The following is a 16,273-nucleotide window of genomic DNA, read 5'->3' on the forward strand; positions in this document are numbered from 1 at the left end:
CCTGGTCGCCTTGATGTATCTTCTCCGTCGGCCTGGGTCCGGCTTGGACGGGCTCATGCCTTCTGGCATGAGCCCTTGTTGGAGATTTCGTTGCCGATGGCTTGAAACAATGCATCTGGCAATATACCGAAACCCTTTGAGATTTTCGGCTCGTTCTGGGCTGGGATATTAAAGATCGGGCAGCGCATCGCGCTGCACATGCGCGGCATGCAAACCTTTTGGCCCTTGGGTAACCTCAAACTGCACGCGCTGCCCTTCCCTCAGGGTCTTGTAACCCTCCATGCTGATCGATGAGAAGTGTACGAAAACATCCTCGTCACGATCCTCAGGCTTCACAAAGCCATAGCCCTTGGCATTGTTGAACCACTTTACAGTCCCCTTGGTCATTGTCTGTCCTCCACGACATCTGTCACCTTTGGTGTTGGCGCTCTAGGTATGGGCGCTCTTGGCTTTGACGAAATGCTTGTTGTTATCTGATGCGTGCCAGCGTCCGTGCCCTGATCTTTGGTGCATCCTGAGGCATTTTTGTACCTGGCCCGCGCACTTGAATTTGGCGCATTCCGAACCCTAATTATAGATGGTTGATTTTTGAGTTCAAACTGCGCCAGGGTGCGCGTCGGCGCGACGCATCGAGCCCGGCATATCGACACAGCTCCGCTGGTCGTGGGTGCTGGACGTGAAGCGCCGGGGGCTGTATTTTCTTCCTCTAAACCCAACATCAACCATGGCATTGGCAATTCGCTGCTGCCGGTCTTGAGCCAGGCGAATCGCGGGTCTGCTATCCTAGCCTAGGCGCGCGCACCCCCGATCTGCCTTTGGGTGAATCACAGGGATTCATTCTCCGGGGCGCCAAGAGCCATGAGTGGTTGGGCTGAGAGGTTGCGTGAGAGAGGATGTTGAGCAGGACGATCATAACTGGCATGAGTGAGTGGCACCCAAACGACCAGGACTCGGATGAGGATCCGCATGACGGCGCCGGACTGACGGTCCAGGAATCCAAGCCGAAGCTGAAGCAGCCGCCGCGCTACAAGGTGTTGCTGCTCAACGATGACTTCACGCCCATGGAGTTCGTCGTGCATGTGCTTGAGGCCATCTTCGGCATGAGCCGCGAGAAAGCGACGCAGATCATGCTGCATGTGCATACGCGCGGGGTTGGTGTCTGTGGCGTTTTTACCCGCGACATCGCTGAGACGAAGGTCGCGCAGGTCAAGGACCACGCCCACGCCAATCAGCATCCTCTAATGTGCACTATGGAAGAGGCCTGACCCCTGTGGCGATACCCTCTTTTACGGCTCCCACTAATGCGACCCTGACCCATTCCGACACTGGATGGTTACCTAGACTGGGTGGTTGCCCAGGTCTTTCTCGCTCAGGTCACCAGATCGCCAGATTCACTGAAGCTCCCAAATCAACGGCAACAATGCCCCGGGTTTAGCAGATGTTAAGCAAAGAGCTCGAACTCACTCTGAACAGCGCCTTCAAGCAGGCACGCGAAAAGCGACATGAGTACATGACCGTGGAGCATTTGCTGCTCGGTCTGCTCGATAATCCATCGGCGGCCAAGGTGCTGCGAGCCTGTGGAGCCGATGCCACGCAGTTGCGGCAGGACATCAGCCTTTTCATTGAGGAGACAACGCCTTTACTTGGCGGCCGTGACGGGCGTGAAACCCAGCCAACCCTGGGGTTTCAGCGGGTGCTGCAGCGGGCTGTCTTCCATGTGCAATCCTCGGGCAGGAAAGAAGTCACCGGCGCCAATGTGCTGGTCGCGCTGTTTAGCGAGCAGGATTCCCAGGCGGTGTTTTTGCTTAATCAGCAGGATGTGACGCGACTTGACGTGGTCAATTTCATTTCCCACGGCATCTCCAAGGTGCCAGGGGAGGATCAGGGCGAAGACCCCGCCACCGAGGGCGATGATGGACGTGGCGATGAAAAAGAACCCGCCAGTCCGCTGCGCAGTTTTGCAACCGACCTCAACGAGCTGGCGCGGCAGGGCCGCATCGATCCGCTGATTGGCCGTGCTCTCGAAGTGGAGCGCACGGTGCAGATTTTGTGCCGACGGCGCAAGAACAATCCGCTGCTGGTTGGCGAGGCCGGGGTTGGCAAGACCGCCATTGCTGAGGGGCTGGCCAAAAAGGTGGTCGATGGTGAGGTACCGGAGGTGCTGGCCAATGCCACCATCTATTCACTTGACCTGGGCGCCCTGGTGGCCGGCACCAAATATCGCGGGGACTTCGAGAAGCGCCTGAAAGCCGTGCTGGCTGAACTCAAGAAGCTACCAGACGCCGTGCTCTTTATTGACGAGATTCACACCGTCATCGGTGCAGGGGCTGCTTCTGGTGGCGTGATGGACGCCTCCAATCTGATCAAGCCCATGCTCGCCTCGGGCGACCTGCGTTGTATTGGCTCTACCACCTATCAGGAATTCCGCGGCATCTTCGAGAAAGACCGTGCCCTGGCGCGGCGCTTCCAGAAAATCGACATCAACGAGCCGTCGGTGGAGGAGACCATTGAAATCCTCAAGGGACTAAAGCCCCGGTTCGAGGACCATCACCAGGTCAATTATACGCAGACGGCCCTGAGAGCTGCGGCCGAACTCTCGGCAAAATACATCAACGACCGCCATTTGCCCGACAAGGCCATCGATGTGATCGACGAGGCCGGTGCCCATGTGCAGCTGCGCCCGGCGGCCAAGCGGAAGAAGCGCATCGATGTGGCCGACATCGAGAGCATTGTCGCCAAGATCGCGCGCATTCCGCCGAGGAAAGTCAGCCTGTCGGATACCGAATCCCTGCGCAATCTTGACCGTGACTTAAAGATGGTTGTCTACGGCCAGGATGAGGCCATTGATGTGATGACCTCGGCCATTCGCATGAACCGCTCCGGTCTTGGCAATGAGGAAAAGCCCATTGGTTCTTTCCTCTTTACCGGCCCGACCGGCGTCGGCAAGACCGAGGTCACCCGTCAGCTTGCACGGGTGCTGAGCATGGAGCTGATTCGCTTCGATATGTCGGAGTACATGGAGCGTCATACCGTCTCGCGACTGATCGGTGCGCCACCCGGCTATGTCGGCTTCGACCAGGGCGGGCTGCTGACCGAGGAAGTCACCAAGCACCCGCACGCGGTGCTGCTACTCGATGAAATCGAAAAAGCTCACCCGGATGTCTTCAATCTGTTGTTGCAGGTGATGGATCATGGCACCTTGACGGACAACAACGGCCGCAAGGCGGATTTTCGCAATGTCGTGCTGGTGATGACGACGAACGCCGGTGCCGAGGCAACCGCCCGGCGTTCCATCGGCTTTAGCGAGCAGGATCACTCATCGGATGGTATGGAGGCGCTTAAACGCTTTTTCTCGCCAGAATTCCGCAATCGGCTCGATGCTGTGGTGCAGTTCGCGCATCTCGCGCCCGAGACAGTCGCCAATGTGGTGAATAAGTTCATCTTCGAGCTTGAGCAGCAGTTGCTCGAGAAGAAGGTCGACTTGGTGGTCAATGAGGATGCGCGACTGTGGATTGCCGAGAAGGGTTACGACAGGCAAATGGGCGCCCGCCCGATGGCCCGGGTGATTCAAAATCACATCAAGAAGCCCTTGGCAAACGAGCTGCTGTTCGGCGAACTTGCCAACGGCGGGCGGGTAAGGGTGAGCCTGGGTGAGGATGGCGATCTGGCGTTAAGCTTCGACAGCGAGTCGGTGGCCGCCTGAGGGCGAATGTACTATCTATCCTGGGCAGGGCTATCCGGGCGGGCAGCTCGTGGGGCAAATCAATTCGCCTCCACAAGCGGCTCGCTCGGGTCGTTGTGGACGGAAATCACCTGACCCGGTAAGTAATGCGCCCTTTGGTCAGATCGTAAGGGGTCAGCTCAACCGTGACCTTGTCGCCGGTCAGGATGCGGATATAGTGCTTGCGCATCTTGCCGGAAATATGGGCGGTGACAACATGACCGTTCTCGAGTTCGACCCGAAATACGGTATTTGGCAGGGTCTCGACGACCGTGCCTTCCATCTGGATGACGTCTTCTTTTGCCATTGGTCAGCTAATGGGTAGGGGGAATCTGGTGGAAAATCTGGTGGAGAAAACGGCAGAAAATCTTAAGTTCGGCCGATTTGTTACCCTGAAACAGCCACCTCATTCTGCGGGGTGGCTGGGACCATGAGCGTTAGCGCGGTCGCATGTCAGTACCGCCGATCTCACAAAGCTGATCAAGTATAGCACAGCGGAGTTCTTTTGCTGGCGCGCATTCCCTGTTATCTGCTCTTGTGCGCGCCTCCGGGATATCGTCGCGGCGGATTTTCAGCCGAGCGCCTCCCCCGCGCGAAGATAGCGCCATTCCTTGCCTGTCCATGCCTCCATGGGGCGGAAGTTGGCCTTGTAGGCCATCTTGCGACTTTCGGCGATCCAATAGCCAAGATACAGATAATCGAGTCCAAGGGCGCGTGCCTCAAGAATCTGACTCAGAACGGCAAAGGTGCCGGGCGCGCGCGCGGCCTGCTCCGGATCAAAAAAGGTATAGACCGCCGAGAGTCCGCTGCTTAGCAGGTCGCTGACCGCTACTCCGAGCAAATTGCCGCGATGGCGCATTTCGAGCAGGCGGCTCTGTCCCGCCCAGGGGGCGAGCAGAAACTGCCGATAGCTCTGCGGTGTGATCTCCTCGGCCATATCGCCGTCGCCATGGCGCGCGAGGAGATACTGGCGGTAGAGTTCATAGTGTTCTTGGTCGAAAGCGGGTGTTTGTGCTCTGAGTTCAATGTCCTGATTCCGGGCCAGATTCCGCCGCTGCGAGCGGTTGGGCTGGAAGTCTGCCACCGGCACCCGCACCGGTACGCAGCGCCCGCAGTTGCGGCAGGCCGGGCGGTAGAAATGATCGCCGCTGCGGCGAAAGCCGATCTGTTGTAGCCAGTTGGCATGGTGGCGGTCGACGCGCACATTGGGGTCGACAAAGAGCGTGCGCGCTGTGCGTGCCGGCAGATAGGAGCAGGCGTGGTCGCCAGTTAAATAAAGCCGAAGGTTGGGGTGAACGGGCACCTGTGAGGTCATGGTGCGGGTTGCGCCTTGCTGTGTGGTGGCTCGGGGTAATGCAAGCTGCCATCGTCCCAGGAACCCTCCTGGCCGGCCAGATCGCGACAGGCCTCCAGTTTTTGGATGAAGGTCTCCCGGGGCACCGAGCGCGCGCCCATGTGCAGCAGATGCTGGGTCACCATCTGGCAGTCGATAAAGTCGAACCCCCATTTGCTCAGACGCTGACACAGGAACACCAGCGCCACTTTGGACGCATCGGTTGCGAGCGAGAACATGGATTCGCCAAAAAAGGCGCGGCCGATGGCGACTCCATAGAGTCCGCCTGCCAGCTGCGCGCCCTCCCACACCTCCACCGAATGGGCGATGCCGTGAATATTGAGCGCGCGGTAGGCGCGAATCATCTCCGGCAGCAGCCAAGTGCCGGTTTCGCCATGGCGGCTGATGCCGGCACAAGCGTTAATCACGCGCGGAAAGTCGCGGTCCATGCTGAGCGCATAGTGGCGCCGGCGCAGCTTTTTGCGCAGACTGCGCGAAATGTGCAAGTCCTCCGGGATTAACAGGGTGCGCGGGTCCGGCGACCACCACAAAATGGGGTCGCTCGGGTTGTACCAGGGGAAAATGCCGTGGCGGTAGGCATTGATCAGGCGCCGCACGCTCAGATCACCACCGATAGCGAGCAGCCCGTTGGGATCGCGCAGAGCGTTCTCGACCTCCGGGAAGGCGCCGCTCGGGTCGTTGGGTGAGAGCAGATAGGGCAGGCTGCGGGGGCGACGCATCAAGGCTTTTCTGTGTTTTTGTATGGGCTGCGTTGGCGCATCTCGGCAAGATACTCCTGCATGGCCGCGCGCTCATGTTCAAGAAAGGTGGTGATGGGTTGGCGCAGGCGCGGGTCGGCAATCCAGTGCGCCGACCAGGTTGCAGTGGGCAGAAAGCCGCGCGCGATCTTGTGTTCGCCCTGGGCACCTGGCTCGAAGCGCGCCAGCCCCTCGCTGATGCAATGCTCAAGGCCCTGATAATAGCAGGCTTCGAAATGCAGGCTATGGAAGTCAGCCGAGCAGCCCCAGTGGCGTCCATAGAGGCTGCGCGCGCCGACCAGGCAAAAGGCTGCGGCTACCGTCTGTCCCTGATACTCGGCCATTACCAGCAGCAGTTGCTCACCCATGGTATCGGCAATGTCCAGAAAAAAATCCAGGCTCAAGGTGGGGATGCCGCCGCGCTTGTCGAAGGTGTCTTCATAGAAGTGATGAAAGACCGCCCACTGGGCCTCGCTGACCTGATTTCCGGGCAGTCGCCGCAGGTGCACCCCGGCATCGCTGACACGGCGGCGCTCGCGCTTGATCTTCTTGCGCTTTTCGGCCGAGAACTGCGACAGCAGATGATCAAAGCGCTCATATCCCTGGTTGTGCCAGTGAAATTGACAGCCAAGGCGCGGCATGAATCCGGCCTGCTCCTGCCAGGCGAGCTCTTCTTCGGTGCCGAACAGCCAGTGCGCACCCGAGAGCCCGAGTGTCTCGGCCAATTGGCGGGCGCCCGCAATCAGTGCTTGAGCTTGGGGTTCACGCGCCGGACCGGGCGCTGTCAGCACCCGCGCTCCGGTGGCAGGAGTGTAAGGCGAGGCCATGACCAGCTTGGGGTAGTAGCGCCCGCCCGCGCGCTGATAGGCATCGGCCCAGGCCCAGTCGAAAACGAACTCGCCGTAAGAGTTGAACTTCAAATAGCAGGGCGCGGCCGCGATCAGTTCGCCTTGGTTGTCGTAGAGCGCCAGATGCTGCGGAATCCAGCCGAAGCGCTCGCCCACGGCGCCGTGGCGCTCCATGGCGGTGAGAAATTCATGGCGCAGGAAAGGCGTGTCATCGCCGGTGAGCCGGTTCCAGTCCGCAGCCGGAATCTCGCTCAGCGAGGTATGAACCTGTAGCTTGGTCATGGCACCAGCCGCTTGCACAGGCAATTGGGCTTGCCTGTGCCTAATTCACAAAGGCCACAGCCAGAAGCCCAGCCACAGAAAGACGGCGGAGGCGGTGAGGGAAGCGCCGAGGAGCAACAGGGCGCTCAGCCGGAAATCCTGTGCCCGGGCGGTGCGCAAGGCGAGATAGGCGCCGGCCAGATTGATCAGCACGCCAAGCTCGCACAGCCCGAGCAGGGCCAGCAGAGGAAATTTGGTGCCCATGGCACCCGGCTGGGCACCCGCGGCCACTGCTAGCAGCAAGATCCCGGAGCTCGCCAGCGCGAGTGCCGGAAAGCGTTTTGCACCAGCGGACAGGGCCTGCGGATCAGACGCTGGATGATTAGGCGTTTGCCGGGGAGTCATGGCGATGCAGCATCCGTCACTTAGCCACCCTGGGTTTCAAGGGTGTCGAGAAACTTTTCAGCATCCAGGGCCGCCATGCAGCCGCTGCCCGCCGAGGTAATGGCCTGGCGGTAGACATGGTCCATCACATCGCCAGCGGCAAAGACGCCTGGTACCGAGGTGGCGGTGGCGTTGCCGTCCGAGCCGCCCTGGACGCGGATGTAGCCATTGGCCATTTCAAGCTGGCCCTCGAAAATGCCGGTGTTTGGCTGATGGCCGATAGCAATGAAAACCCCGTGCAGTTCAATGTCTTTGGTTGCGCCGGTCTGGGCATCTTTGATGCGCATGCCGGTCACACCGCTGTTGTCGCCCAAGACTTCATCGAGCACATGATTCCACTCGATGCGCACATTGCCGTTCTCGGCTTTCTCAAGCAGCTTGTGTTGCAGGATTTTCTCGGCGCGCAGGGCATCGCGACGGTGCACCAGCACCACCTCGGCGGCGATGTTTGACAGATACAGGGCTTCTTCGACCGCCGTGTTGCCACCGCCGATCACCGCCACCTTCTGATTGCGGTAAAAGAAACCATCGCAGGTCGCGCAGGCCGAGACCCCGCGACCGCGAAAGGCCTGTTCCGAGGGTAGGCCGAGATACCGGGCGCTGGCACCTGTGGCGATGATGAGTGCGTCGCAGGTATAGACGCCGTTGTCGCCTGTCAGCTTGAGCGGTCGTTGCGAAAAGTCCACCTGCGAGACCTGATCGAGCAGGATTTCGGTCTCGAACCGCTCGGCATGCTTGCGCATCCGTTCCATCAAGTCGGGGCCGAGCACGCCGTCGTTGTCGCCCGGCCAGTTGTCAACATCCGTGGTGGTCATGAGTTGACCGCCCTGTTCCATGCCGGTGACCAGTACCGGGTTGAGGTTGGCGCGCGCCGCATAGACGGCCGCCGTGTAGCCGGCTGGTCCTGAGCCCAGGACCAGCAGCCGGCAGTGTTTGGTATCGCTCATGGCTTGGCAAACTCCCGAAGTATCAATTTGGCCGCAAGGTGCCGAATAGCCGGCAGTTTACGGGTGTGGAGCGGGGCGGTAAAGCGAGCCTTGAAGCCGCACTTTTTAAAAAAGTTTTACGAAACTGCACGAATAAACTCCGATAAGGTTATAATAAATAGAGTGATCGGAGGATTATTATGCAGGCGACCCGGACAGGCGAATTCACCTTTAGTGACTATATTGAGCGCGTTGTGCGTGAGGCAGGGGTGTGGGTGCTGGTGGCTGTGGCCGCCTTTCTGGCCCTGTCTCTGGCCACTTATGCGCCTGGCGACCCTGGCTGGTCCTATGTGGGGCCTGAGTCTCAGGTCAGCAACGCGGCCGGGCGCGCGGGCGCCTGGTTTGCCGATGTCGCCTTTTTTCTATTCGGGCTTTTTGCTTATTTGATTCCACTGATGCTGGTTGCCAGCGCATTGCTGCTATTTCAGTGTCGCGAGCAGGAGCCGGAAACCCGCCTGCTGCGCCTGGCGTTGCACTGGCTGGGTGCAGCGATGACCCTGGTGGCGGCCACCGCACTGGCCAGCGCCCAGTTCGACGCACTGCTTGGGTGGTTGCCGACTGGGCTTGGCGGCGGGCTTGGGCGCTTAGGCGCAGATTGGACACAAAGTCTCTTTGGTGGCACTGGTAGAGTATTTTTTCTATTTCTGCTTCTGCTTATTGGCGTGTCTCTGGTGACGGGTATGTCGCCTTTGGCGATCGTGGATGCGGTCGGTGAGTTCACACTTTGGCTGACAGCCCTGATGCTCGCGGTCTTGCGTCGTCTGGGTGCGGGCGAGATGGCGACGGATGCAGATCTGGAGTCGGATGTGTATGCAGAAGCGCAGCAGGCCGAGGAGGGCCGGTTCGGCCGCTTCTATCGGCGGCTACAGCGGCCCCGGGCAGATGATGATCCGGACCCAAGCTTTGGCGATCTGGATGCCTTCGACGGCGAGGCCGACATTATCGATGAGACGATGGTGCGGGTCCCTTGGGAGCCTGAGCCGGATATCCCAGCTGCCACCCAAGCACCCGCGAGCGCGACGAGGGCGGACTCACCAAGGCCAGAAGCTCAGTCAGATGCGCAGCGTCCGGTGTATCGCTCTGCGACGCCCAAGTCGGCTAGCGTGACGCCAAAGGTCAAGCCGGGCGACCCCATGTGCCCGCCGTTCGAGCTGCTTGATCCGGCGCGGCCGGGCCGGCGCGGCTACACCCCAGACCAACTTGAGGAGCTTTCGCGCGAGGTTGAAACCCGGCTGGCCGACTATGGCGTCACCGCCAAGGTGGTGGCTGTTCAGCCCGGTCCGGTAGTGGCTTTGTTCGAGCTGGAACTGGCGCCGGGTGTGAAGGCGGCCAAAATCACCGGCCTGGCGCGGGATCTGGCTCGCGCATTGTCGAAAGTCAGCGTGCGGGTGGTGGAGATCATTCCCGGCAAATCGGTCATTGGGCTTGAGATTCCCAACGATAGCAGGGACATGGTGGTCTTGAGCGAAGTGCTGAACTCCGATGCCTATCGCAAGCCTGATTCCGCGCTCACCATCGGGCTAGGCACCGACATTGGCGGGCAGCCAGTGGTGGCCGATCTCGGCTCCATGCCCCATGCGCTGATTGCTGGCACCACAGGCTCGGGTAAGTCGGTGGCCATCAACGCCATGATCCTGAGCCTGTTGTATAAAGCCGAGCCCAAGGATGTGCGTCTGATCATGGTCGATCCGAAAATGCTCGAGCTGTCGGTTTACAACGGTATTCCGCATCTGCTCACCCCGGTGGTGACCGACATGAAGGAAGCCGCCAATGCGCTGCGCTGGTGTGTGGCCGAGATGGAACGCCGTTACCGCCTGATGTCCGAACTTAAGGTGCGCAACATTGGTGGCTTTAACAAAGTCATCAAGCAGGCAACTGATGCCGGCGAGGCCATTATTGATCCTGTCGCCCTGGCCGCAGCCGGTGGCGAACTGGACCCGGACCTGCCGCCACCGACTCTGAGCCATCTGCCTTACATCGTCGTTATCATCGACGAACTGGCCGACATGATGATGGTGGTGGGCAAAAAGGTCGAGGAGCTGATCGTGCGTCTGGCGCAGAAGGCGCGCGCCTCGGGCATTCATCTGCTGCTGGCGACCCAGCGTCCGTCAGTGGACGTGCTGACCGGGCTGATCAAGGCCAATGTGCCAACGCGCATGGCGTTCAAGGTCTCATCGCGGGTAGACTCCCGCACCATCCTCGACCAGATGGGGGCCGAGCAGTTGCTGGGTCATGGCGATATGCTCTACATGCCGCCTGGCAGCAGTATTCCGCAGCGGGTCCACGGCGCTTTTGTCGATGACCATGAAGTCCACAAAGTGGTGGATCATCTCAAGCAATTTGGCCCGCCTGAGTTTATCGACACCGTGCTGCAGGAGTCTTCTGACTTCCTGACCGGCATTGATGCGGAACCGAGCGCCGGTGGTGATGTCGAGGATAAGGATGCGCTCTTTGACGAAGCGGTGCAGATTGTCGTCGAAACTCGCCGGGCGTCCATCTCTGGCGTGCAGCGGCGGCTGAAAATCGGTTATAACCGCGCTGCGCGCATGATCGAGGAAATGGAGCGCATCGGCGTCGTCGGACCGGCCGAAACCAACGGCAACCGCGAAGTCTTGGCCCCACCGCCGGCCTCTGAGGATTAAGAAACTTCTCAGTCGTCACCTTGCTCAAAAGGATCAGTAGACTCATGGCACCAAGCATCCGAATCGCCGGAATCTTCTCGTTAATCAGCCTTTTCTTTCTCTCACTCAGCGCCAGTGCCGCCCCTGATGCGGTCACCACCCTCAAGAATTACCTCAATGGCTTGAACAGCCTGAGCGCCGATTTTCGCCAGGTTACCCTGACACCAGGCTCAAGCGGAGAGCAGGCATTTGAGTCTGCTGGCCGGCTTTTTCTGCGCCGCCCCGGGCTGTTTCGCTGGGAATACGACACGCCTTCCAAACAGCTCATCGTTGCCGATGGCAAACGCGTCTATCTGCAAGACACCGAGCTCAACCAAGTCAGCCACCGCTCCCAGAATGCCGCGCTCGATGGCACCCCAGCCCAGCTTTTGGTGAGCGACCGGCCGGTCGAAGAGTTTTTCAAGCTGCGCCCGCTCAGCCGCGACGATGGGCGTGCCTGGGTGGAACTCGAACCCAAAGCGGACGACTCCCAGGTCGTGCGCCTGCAGATCGCCTTCATCGACGGACAACTCGACACCCTGCTGATGGAAGACCGCTTCGGTCAGCTCACCCGCTTCATGTTTACCAACATCAAACGCAACCCAAAGCTGTCAGATGCGCTTTTTGAGTTTAAGCGCCCCGTCGGCGGGGACTTCCTGCAAATTGACTGAGGCTTGTTAGGTGCGAATCGTCCTGTCGGCGGGATCAGACGACGCTTGACCATTTCAGCACCAGCCGTCCCGCTCCCCGAGCGCATGCGTCCTCAGCGACTTGAGGACTGTGTCGGTCAAGCCCATCTGCTCGCACCCGGTCGGCCGCTGCATCAGGCGCTGGTCTCGGGGCGGTTGCACTCGATGATACTTTGGGGACCGCCCGGCACCGGCAAGACGACGCTGGCACGGCTCTTTGCCAACGCAGCCGATGCGCATTTCATTCAGCTCTCCGCCGTGCTTGCTGGCGTGAAAGAAGTCCGCGAGGCGGTCGCCGAGGCCAAGCGCCTGCGCGAGGGACTGACCCCACAAGCCACCCTGCTGTTCATCGATGAGGTCCATCGCTTCAACAAGGCGCAGCAGGATGCCTTTCTGCCCCATGTCGAAGACGGCACCCTGACCTTCATCGGCGCGACCACCGAAAACCCATCCTTTGCGCTCAACAGCGCGCTGCTCTCGCGCGCTCGGGTCTATGTGCTCGAGCCCATGGATACCCTTGCGCTTGAGACCCTGATCCGGCGCGCGCTCGGGGACAGCGAACGGGGACTTGGCCAGCTTGGCCTGAGTATCGCGCCCGAGGCCTGCCAGCAACTTGCGCGAGTCGCCGATGGCGATGCGCGCCGCGCGCTCAGTCTGCTCGAGCTTGCCGCTCAGCGGGTGGAGCAGGCAGGGCAGGGCGGTGCGCCAGAAGTCACCAATCCAGAAGTTCCTGGCCCTTCGATGACCACCTCGGTCATTGAAGCCGTGCTCGATGCCGGTGCCCGCCGCTTCGACAAGGGCGGCGATGCCTTCTACGATCAAATCTCCGCGTTGCACAAATCGGTGCGCGGCTCGGCGCCTGATGCCGCCCTCTACTGGCTCGCGCGCATGATCGATGGCGGCTGCGATCCGCTCTATCTGGCCCGCCGCCTGGTGCGCATTGCGAGCGAAGACATCGGCAATGCCGACCCGCGCGCGCTCGAACTCACGCTCAACGCCTGGGATGCCATGCAGCGCCTCGGCAGTCCCGAGGGCGAGCTGGCGCTGGCCCAGGCGGCGGTCTATCTCGCCTGTGCGCCCAAGAGCAACGCCGTCTACATTGCCTGGAAGCAGGCGCTGGCCGATGCGCGCGCGCAGGGCTCGCTGCCGGTGCCGGCGCATCTGTGCAATGCACCCACAGCATTGATGCAGGCCATGGGCAAGGGCGCGCGCTATCGCTATGCGCATGATGAGCCCGATGCCTATGCCGCTGGCGAGAACTACTTTCCCGACCAGCTCAAGCCTCGCGACTACTACCAGCCGGTGCCGCGTGGGCTGGAGACCCGCATCGGCGAGAAACTTGCGCGTCTGGCCGAGCGTGATCGCGCAGCGGAACAGACATAGGATTCGGGCGCGGGCCATGACAAGCCGTAAGCTGACAGCTAGACTAGCGCGCTTTCGTTTCGCGACAAGGGGGAAGCGCAAATGGAGCAAGTGACGGAATGGGTCGGCGTTCTCAACGGCCTGTTATGGGGGCCGCCAATGCTGGTGCTGATTCTGGGCACCGGCCTGTATCTTTCCTTTGGTTTGAAGGCCATGCCGATCCGGCGGCTCGGTTATGGATTTCGCATGCTGTGGCAGGGCCGGCGCAGCGAAGGGACGGGCGATATCAGCTCGTTTAACGCGCTGATGACCTCGCTCTCGGCCACCATCGGCACCGGTAATATCGCCGGGGTTGGTACGGCAATCGCTGTCGGCGGCCCGGGCGCCCTGTTCTGGATGTGGATGACCGCCCTAGTCGGCATGGCGACCAAGTATGCCGAGGCGGTACTAGCGGTAAGTTATCGCGAGGTTGACGAGAACAACAACCACGTTGGCGGGCCCATGTATTACATTCGCAACGGGCTCGGAAAGCGCTGGGCGTGGCTTGCAGTCGCCTTTGCCATTTTTGGCGCCATGGCCGGATTCGGCATCGGCAATACGGTGCAGGCCAATTCGGTCGCCCATGCGTTGGAGGTCAAGTTCAATGTGCCGCCCTTGTGGACTGGCGGGGTGATGGCGGTGCTAGTCGGCTTGGTGCTGATTGGCGGCATCCGCTGGATTGCCAAGGTGGCAGGAAAGCTGGTGCCCTTCATGGCCATCGCTTACCTGCTGGCCGGCTTGGTAGTGCTGGCGCTCAATGTGACGGAAATCCCGGCTGCCTTCATGACCATCCTGCGCGAGGCCTTCACTCCCACGGCAGGCGTTGGCGGTTTTGCCGGCGCCTCGGTGATGCTGGCCATTCAGATGGGCGTGGCGCGTGGTATTTTCTCGAACGAAGCCGGCCTAGGCAGCGCCCCCATCGCCCATGCGGCGGCGCAGACCGACAGTCCCGTGCGTCAGGGTACCGTGGCCATGCTGGGCACCTTCATTGACACCATCATTATCTGTACCATCACCGGTTTGGTGATTGTCACCTCCGGCGCCTGGACTGGTGGCGAGAGCGGCGCTGAACTCTCGGCCCTGGCCTTTGGTAACGAATTGCCCGGTGCCGGTGCCTATGTGGTGACCCTGGGCTTGGCGCTCTTTGCCTTCACCACAGTGCTGGGCTGGAGCGTCTATGGCGAGCGCTGCGTTGAGTATCTGCTGGGTGTGCGCGCCATCCTGCCCTTCCGGGTGCTCTGGGTGGCCGCCATTCCGGCCGGTGCCTACCTCAGCCTGGATTTCATCTGGCTGGTGGCTGATACCCTGAACGCGTTGATGGCGATTCCGAATCTGGTCGCGCTGCTATTGCTGAGCCCAGTGGTGTTCAAGCTGACGCGGGAGTTTTTTGACCGGGCAGCGGCGCAAAAAGACTGACAGAACTCAGGCCGGCGCTGCGGCGTCTGCCTGAGTCGCCGTGCCCGGTTTGGCTTTGGAGCCACCACGGCATTTGGGCGAGGCCGGTGCGGCCTCGCCCTTGTCGCGCCATTCGGACGGCGTGAAGGCATGAATGGCCAGCGCATGCAGACCCTGCTCGAACTCAGCGCTCAGCAGAGCGTTGAGCTTCCGATGGCGTTTGATGAGCGATTCGCCGTCGAATGCATTGCTCACCACCACCAGTTTGAAATGTGACTCGGCGCCAGCCGGCACGGCGTGCATGTGGCTTTCATCCATCACCGCGAGATGACTTGGCTGCATTGTTTCGGTGATCAGGGCTTGAATGCGTTCTTTGCGTGACATCGCTGCTGGTCTCCGCTGTTGGGGTCACTGGGCATTGGTCCTCAGGGATTGTTTTCGGGTGGCGTCCAGCCGTCGTTTAGCGTGCGCATGAAGGTCACAATGGCGTCTTCTTCGGCCTCAGTCAGCCCCAGGTCGCCGAGTTCCTCGGTATTTAAGTTGGCGCTGATCTCTGGCGCCGGCCAGCAGTTGCTCCCCGGTTGCGGGTTTTCGACCTCCTTACACACCGGCTTGATGTCCCTGGTGTTGTAGAAGTGCACCACTTCTTTCAGGCTCGCTTGGGCGCCATTGTGCATGAAGCGTTTCACAAATCCTTCGGCCGGGCGCAGATCAGCATTGCGCAGAGTGGGCACCTTATACTTGCCCATGTTCTCGGCGGCCCGATCAGCAAAGCGCGGAACCGTCTCAAGGAAAGCGCCCAGGCCCGGATCCACCCAATCGGCACCCTCCGGGTTGTAGGCCTTCATCTGATACCAGGGATTGTCCGGGTTGCGCCCGACGCCGAGATTGTCGTAAGTGAAATCGGTAAAGAGCGGTGGCTCGCCATCGGGGCCGGGTTCGTGCGGATGGCAGGCGGCGCAGTTGCCCTTATCCTCGCGCACAAATAAATCCAGGCCGCGCATTTCCTCTTCGCTCAGAGGGTAGCGCTCGGGGTCTTTCAGGTAATAGTCGTACTTGGAGCTGAATGCGTTCACCTCCGAGGACGTCTCAAAGGCTGCGATGGCGCGGGCGATGGCGTTGAAGCCCGCAACCGGGTTGTCGCACACCTCGGAGCCAAAGTACGCGCGAAATGCCTCGCCAATGCTGCCGTGGCACACGCGATGCACCACTTCGGCGCCGCTGGACATGTTCTGCTCGACTGGATTGAGAAAGGGCCCCAATGCCTGCTCGGCGGTGGCATGGCCGAGCAGCCAGCCGGTGGCGCGCCCATCCCAGAAGTTGCCGCCGACGAAGTGGTCTTCTTCCGTGTCGAGATATAACGGCGGGCTGAACGAGGCATAAGCCGCCGTCGGCGGTCGGCGGTTGCCGAAGCGCCCGGCGACCGCGCCCTCGTGAATTGCCGATGCCGGGTCGTCTCCGGGTTGGGGGCTAGTCCACCCGGTCATGGGGTTGTGGCAGCTCACGCAGGCCTGACCCGGTGGCTGCGAAAGCTCGGCGTCGAAGAAAAGCGCCTTGCCAATCTGTTCAAGCGGGTTTAGCCCGTCTGCGGCAGAGAGCGCCGTTGAGTCAAGACCGACCGCAAGCGTCACAGCCGCAGCCAGCGCAGTGCTATGAGTGGATGAAGATCGCATAATTACCCTGTCGCCTAAATCAAAAATGGAATCCGTATTTTACCTGACCCTGATATTGGGTGTGCAAAGGCTGTCGCGCAAGATGGTCGCGCTCGTGGACGCTG

The 16,273-nt window shown here is 60.7% G+C and carries 15 protein-coding genes; 6 read left to right on the forward strand and 9 right to left on the reverse strand.

The window, feature by feature from the left end; translation table 11 throughout:
* Positions 1-168 precede the first annotated feature (168 nt).
* Entirely contained in the window at positions 169-387 is a 219-nt protein-coding gene (locus Thiofri_RS09030; protein WP_009148341.1) for a cold-shock protein, read from the reverse strand.
* Positions 388-920: 533 nt separating this feature from the next.
* Between Thiofri_RS09030 and clpS the strand changes: the two genes are divergently transcribed.
* Positions 921-1,265 carry an ATP-dependent Clp protease adapter ClpS gene (gene clpS / locus Thiofri_RS09035; RefSeq protein ID WP_040855694.1) on the forward strand — a complete coding sequence of 115 codons (345 nt, stop codon included), beginning with the start codon at positions 921-923 and terminating at the stop codon, positions 1,263-1,265.
* Positions 1,266-1,438: 173 nt separating this feature from the next.
* A complete protein-coding gene (gene clpA / locus Thiofri_RS09040; RefSeq protein WP_009148343.1) occupies positions 1,439-3,703 on the forward strand; it encodes an ATP-dependent Clp protease ATP-binding subunit ClpA in 2,265 nt (754 codons plus the stop codon).
* Positions 3,704-3,809: 106 nt separating this feature from the next.
* On the opposite strand, the gene infA is transcribed toward clpA, so the two are convergent.
* The 6 genes from infA to trxB all read right to left on the reverse strand — a co-directional run bounded on the left by infA (position 3,810) and on the right by trxB (position 8,312).
* On the reverse strand, positions 3,810-4,028 hold the full coding sequence (gene infA, locus Thiofri_RS09045; RefSeq protein WP_009148344.1) for a translation initiation factor IF-1: 219 nt from the start codon (positions 4,026-4,028) through the stop codon (positions 3,810-3,812).
* A 264-nt stretch (positions 4,029-4,292) separates the two neighbouring features.
* A complete protein-coding gene (locus tag Thiofri_RS09050; protein WP_009148345.1) occupies positions 4,293-5,036 on the reverse strand; it encodes an arginyltransferase in 744 nt (247 codons plus the stop codon).
* Positions 5,033-5,794 (reverse strand): leucyl/phenylalanyl-tRNA--protein transferase, encoded by a 762-nt coding sequence (gene aat, locus Thiofri_RS09055; RefSeq protein WP_009148346.1) that lies wholly within the window; start codon positions 5,792-5,794, stop codon positions 5,033-5,035. The genes Thiofri_RS09050 and aat overlap by 4 nt, the downstream gene beginning before the upstream one ends.
* Entirely contained in the window at positions 5,794-6,942 is a 1,149-nt protein-coding gene (locus tag Thiofri_RS09060) for a GNAT family N-acetyltransferase (protein WP_009148347.1), read from the reverse strand. The genes aat and Thiofri_RS09060 overlap by 1 nt, the downstream gene beginning before the upstream one ends.
* A 45-nt stretch (positions 6,943-6,987) precedes the next feature.
* Complete coding sequence (locus tag Thiofri_RS09065) at positions 6,988-7,326, reverse strand: hypothetical protein (RefSeq protein ID WP_009148348.1); 339 nt, start codon at positions 7,324-7,326, stop codon at positions 6,988-6,990.
* A 20-nt stretch (positions 7,327-7,346) separates the two neighbouring features.
* Entirely contained in the window at positions 7,347-8,312 is a 966-nt protein-coding gene (gene trxB / locus Thiofri_RS09070; RefSeq protein ID WP_009148349.1) for a thioredoxin-disulfide reductase, read from the reverse strand.
* Positions 8,313-8,491: 179 nt separating this feature from the next.
* Here trxB and Thiofri_RS09075 point away from each other — a divergent pair, with 179 nt between their 5' ends.
* The 4 genes from Thiofri_RS09075 (at position 8,492) to Thiofri_RS09090 (ending at position 14,517) form a co-directional block, all read left to right on the forward strand.
* Entirely contained in the window at positions 8,492-10,993 is a 2,502-nt protein-coding gene (locus Thiofri_RS09075; protein ID WP_009148350.1) for a DNA translocase FtsK, read from the forward strand.
* 44 nt (positions 10,994-11,037) lie between these two features.
* Positions 11,038-11,682: an outer membrane lipoprotein chaperone LolA gene (gene lolA, locus Thiofri_RS09080; protein ID WP_009148351.1), complete on the forward strand. Its 645-nt coding sequence runs from the start codon at positions 11,038-11,040 to the stop codon at positions 11,680-11,682.
* Between the two features lie 45 nt (positions 11,683-11,727).
* Positions 11,728-13,083, forward strand: a complete 1,356-nt coding sequence (locus Thiofri_RS09085; RefSeq protein WP_009148352.1) for a replication-associated recombination protein A — start codon at positions 11,728-11,730, stop codon at positions 13,081-13,083.
* Positions 13,084-13,164: 81 nt separating this feature from the next.
* Positions 13,165-14,517, forward strand: a complete 1,353-nt coding sequence (locus Thiofri_RS09090; protein WP_009148353.1) for an alanine/glycine:cation symporter family protein — start codon at positions 13,165-13,167, stop codon at positions 14,515-14,517.
* Positions 14,518-14,523: 6 nt separating this feature from the next.
* On the opposite strand, the gene Thiofri_RS09095 is transcribed toward Thiofri_RS09090, so the two are convergent.
* A complete protein-coding gene (locus Thiofri_RS09095) occupies positions 14,524-14,880 on the reverse strand; it encodes a BolA family protein (RefSeq protein WP_009148354.1) in 357 nt (118 codons plus the stop codon).
* A 41-nt stretch (positions 14,881-14,921) separates the two neighbouring features.
* Entirely contained in the window at positions 14,922-16,169 is a 1,248-nt protein-coding gene (locus Thiofri_RS09100; protein WP_009148355.1) for a cytochrome-c peroxidase, read from the reverse strand.
* Between the last annotated feature and the right edge of the window lie 104 nt (positions 16,170-16,273).

It is taken from the genome of Thiorhodovibrio frisius (assembly GCF_033954835.1).
Classification (GTDB): domain Bacteria; phylum Pseudomonadota; class Gammaproteobacteria; order Chromatiales; family Chromatiaceae; genus Thiorhodovibrio; species Thiorhodovibrio frisius.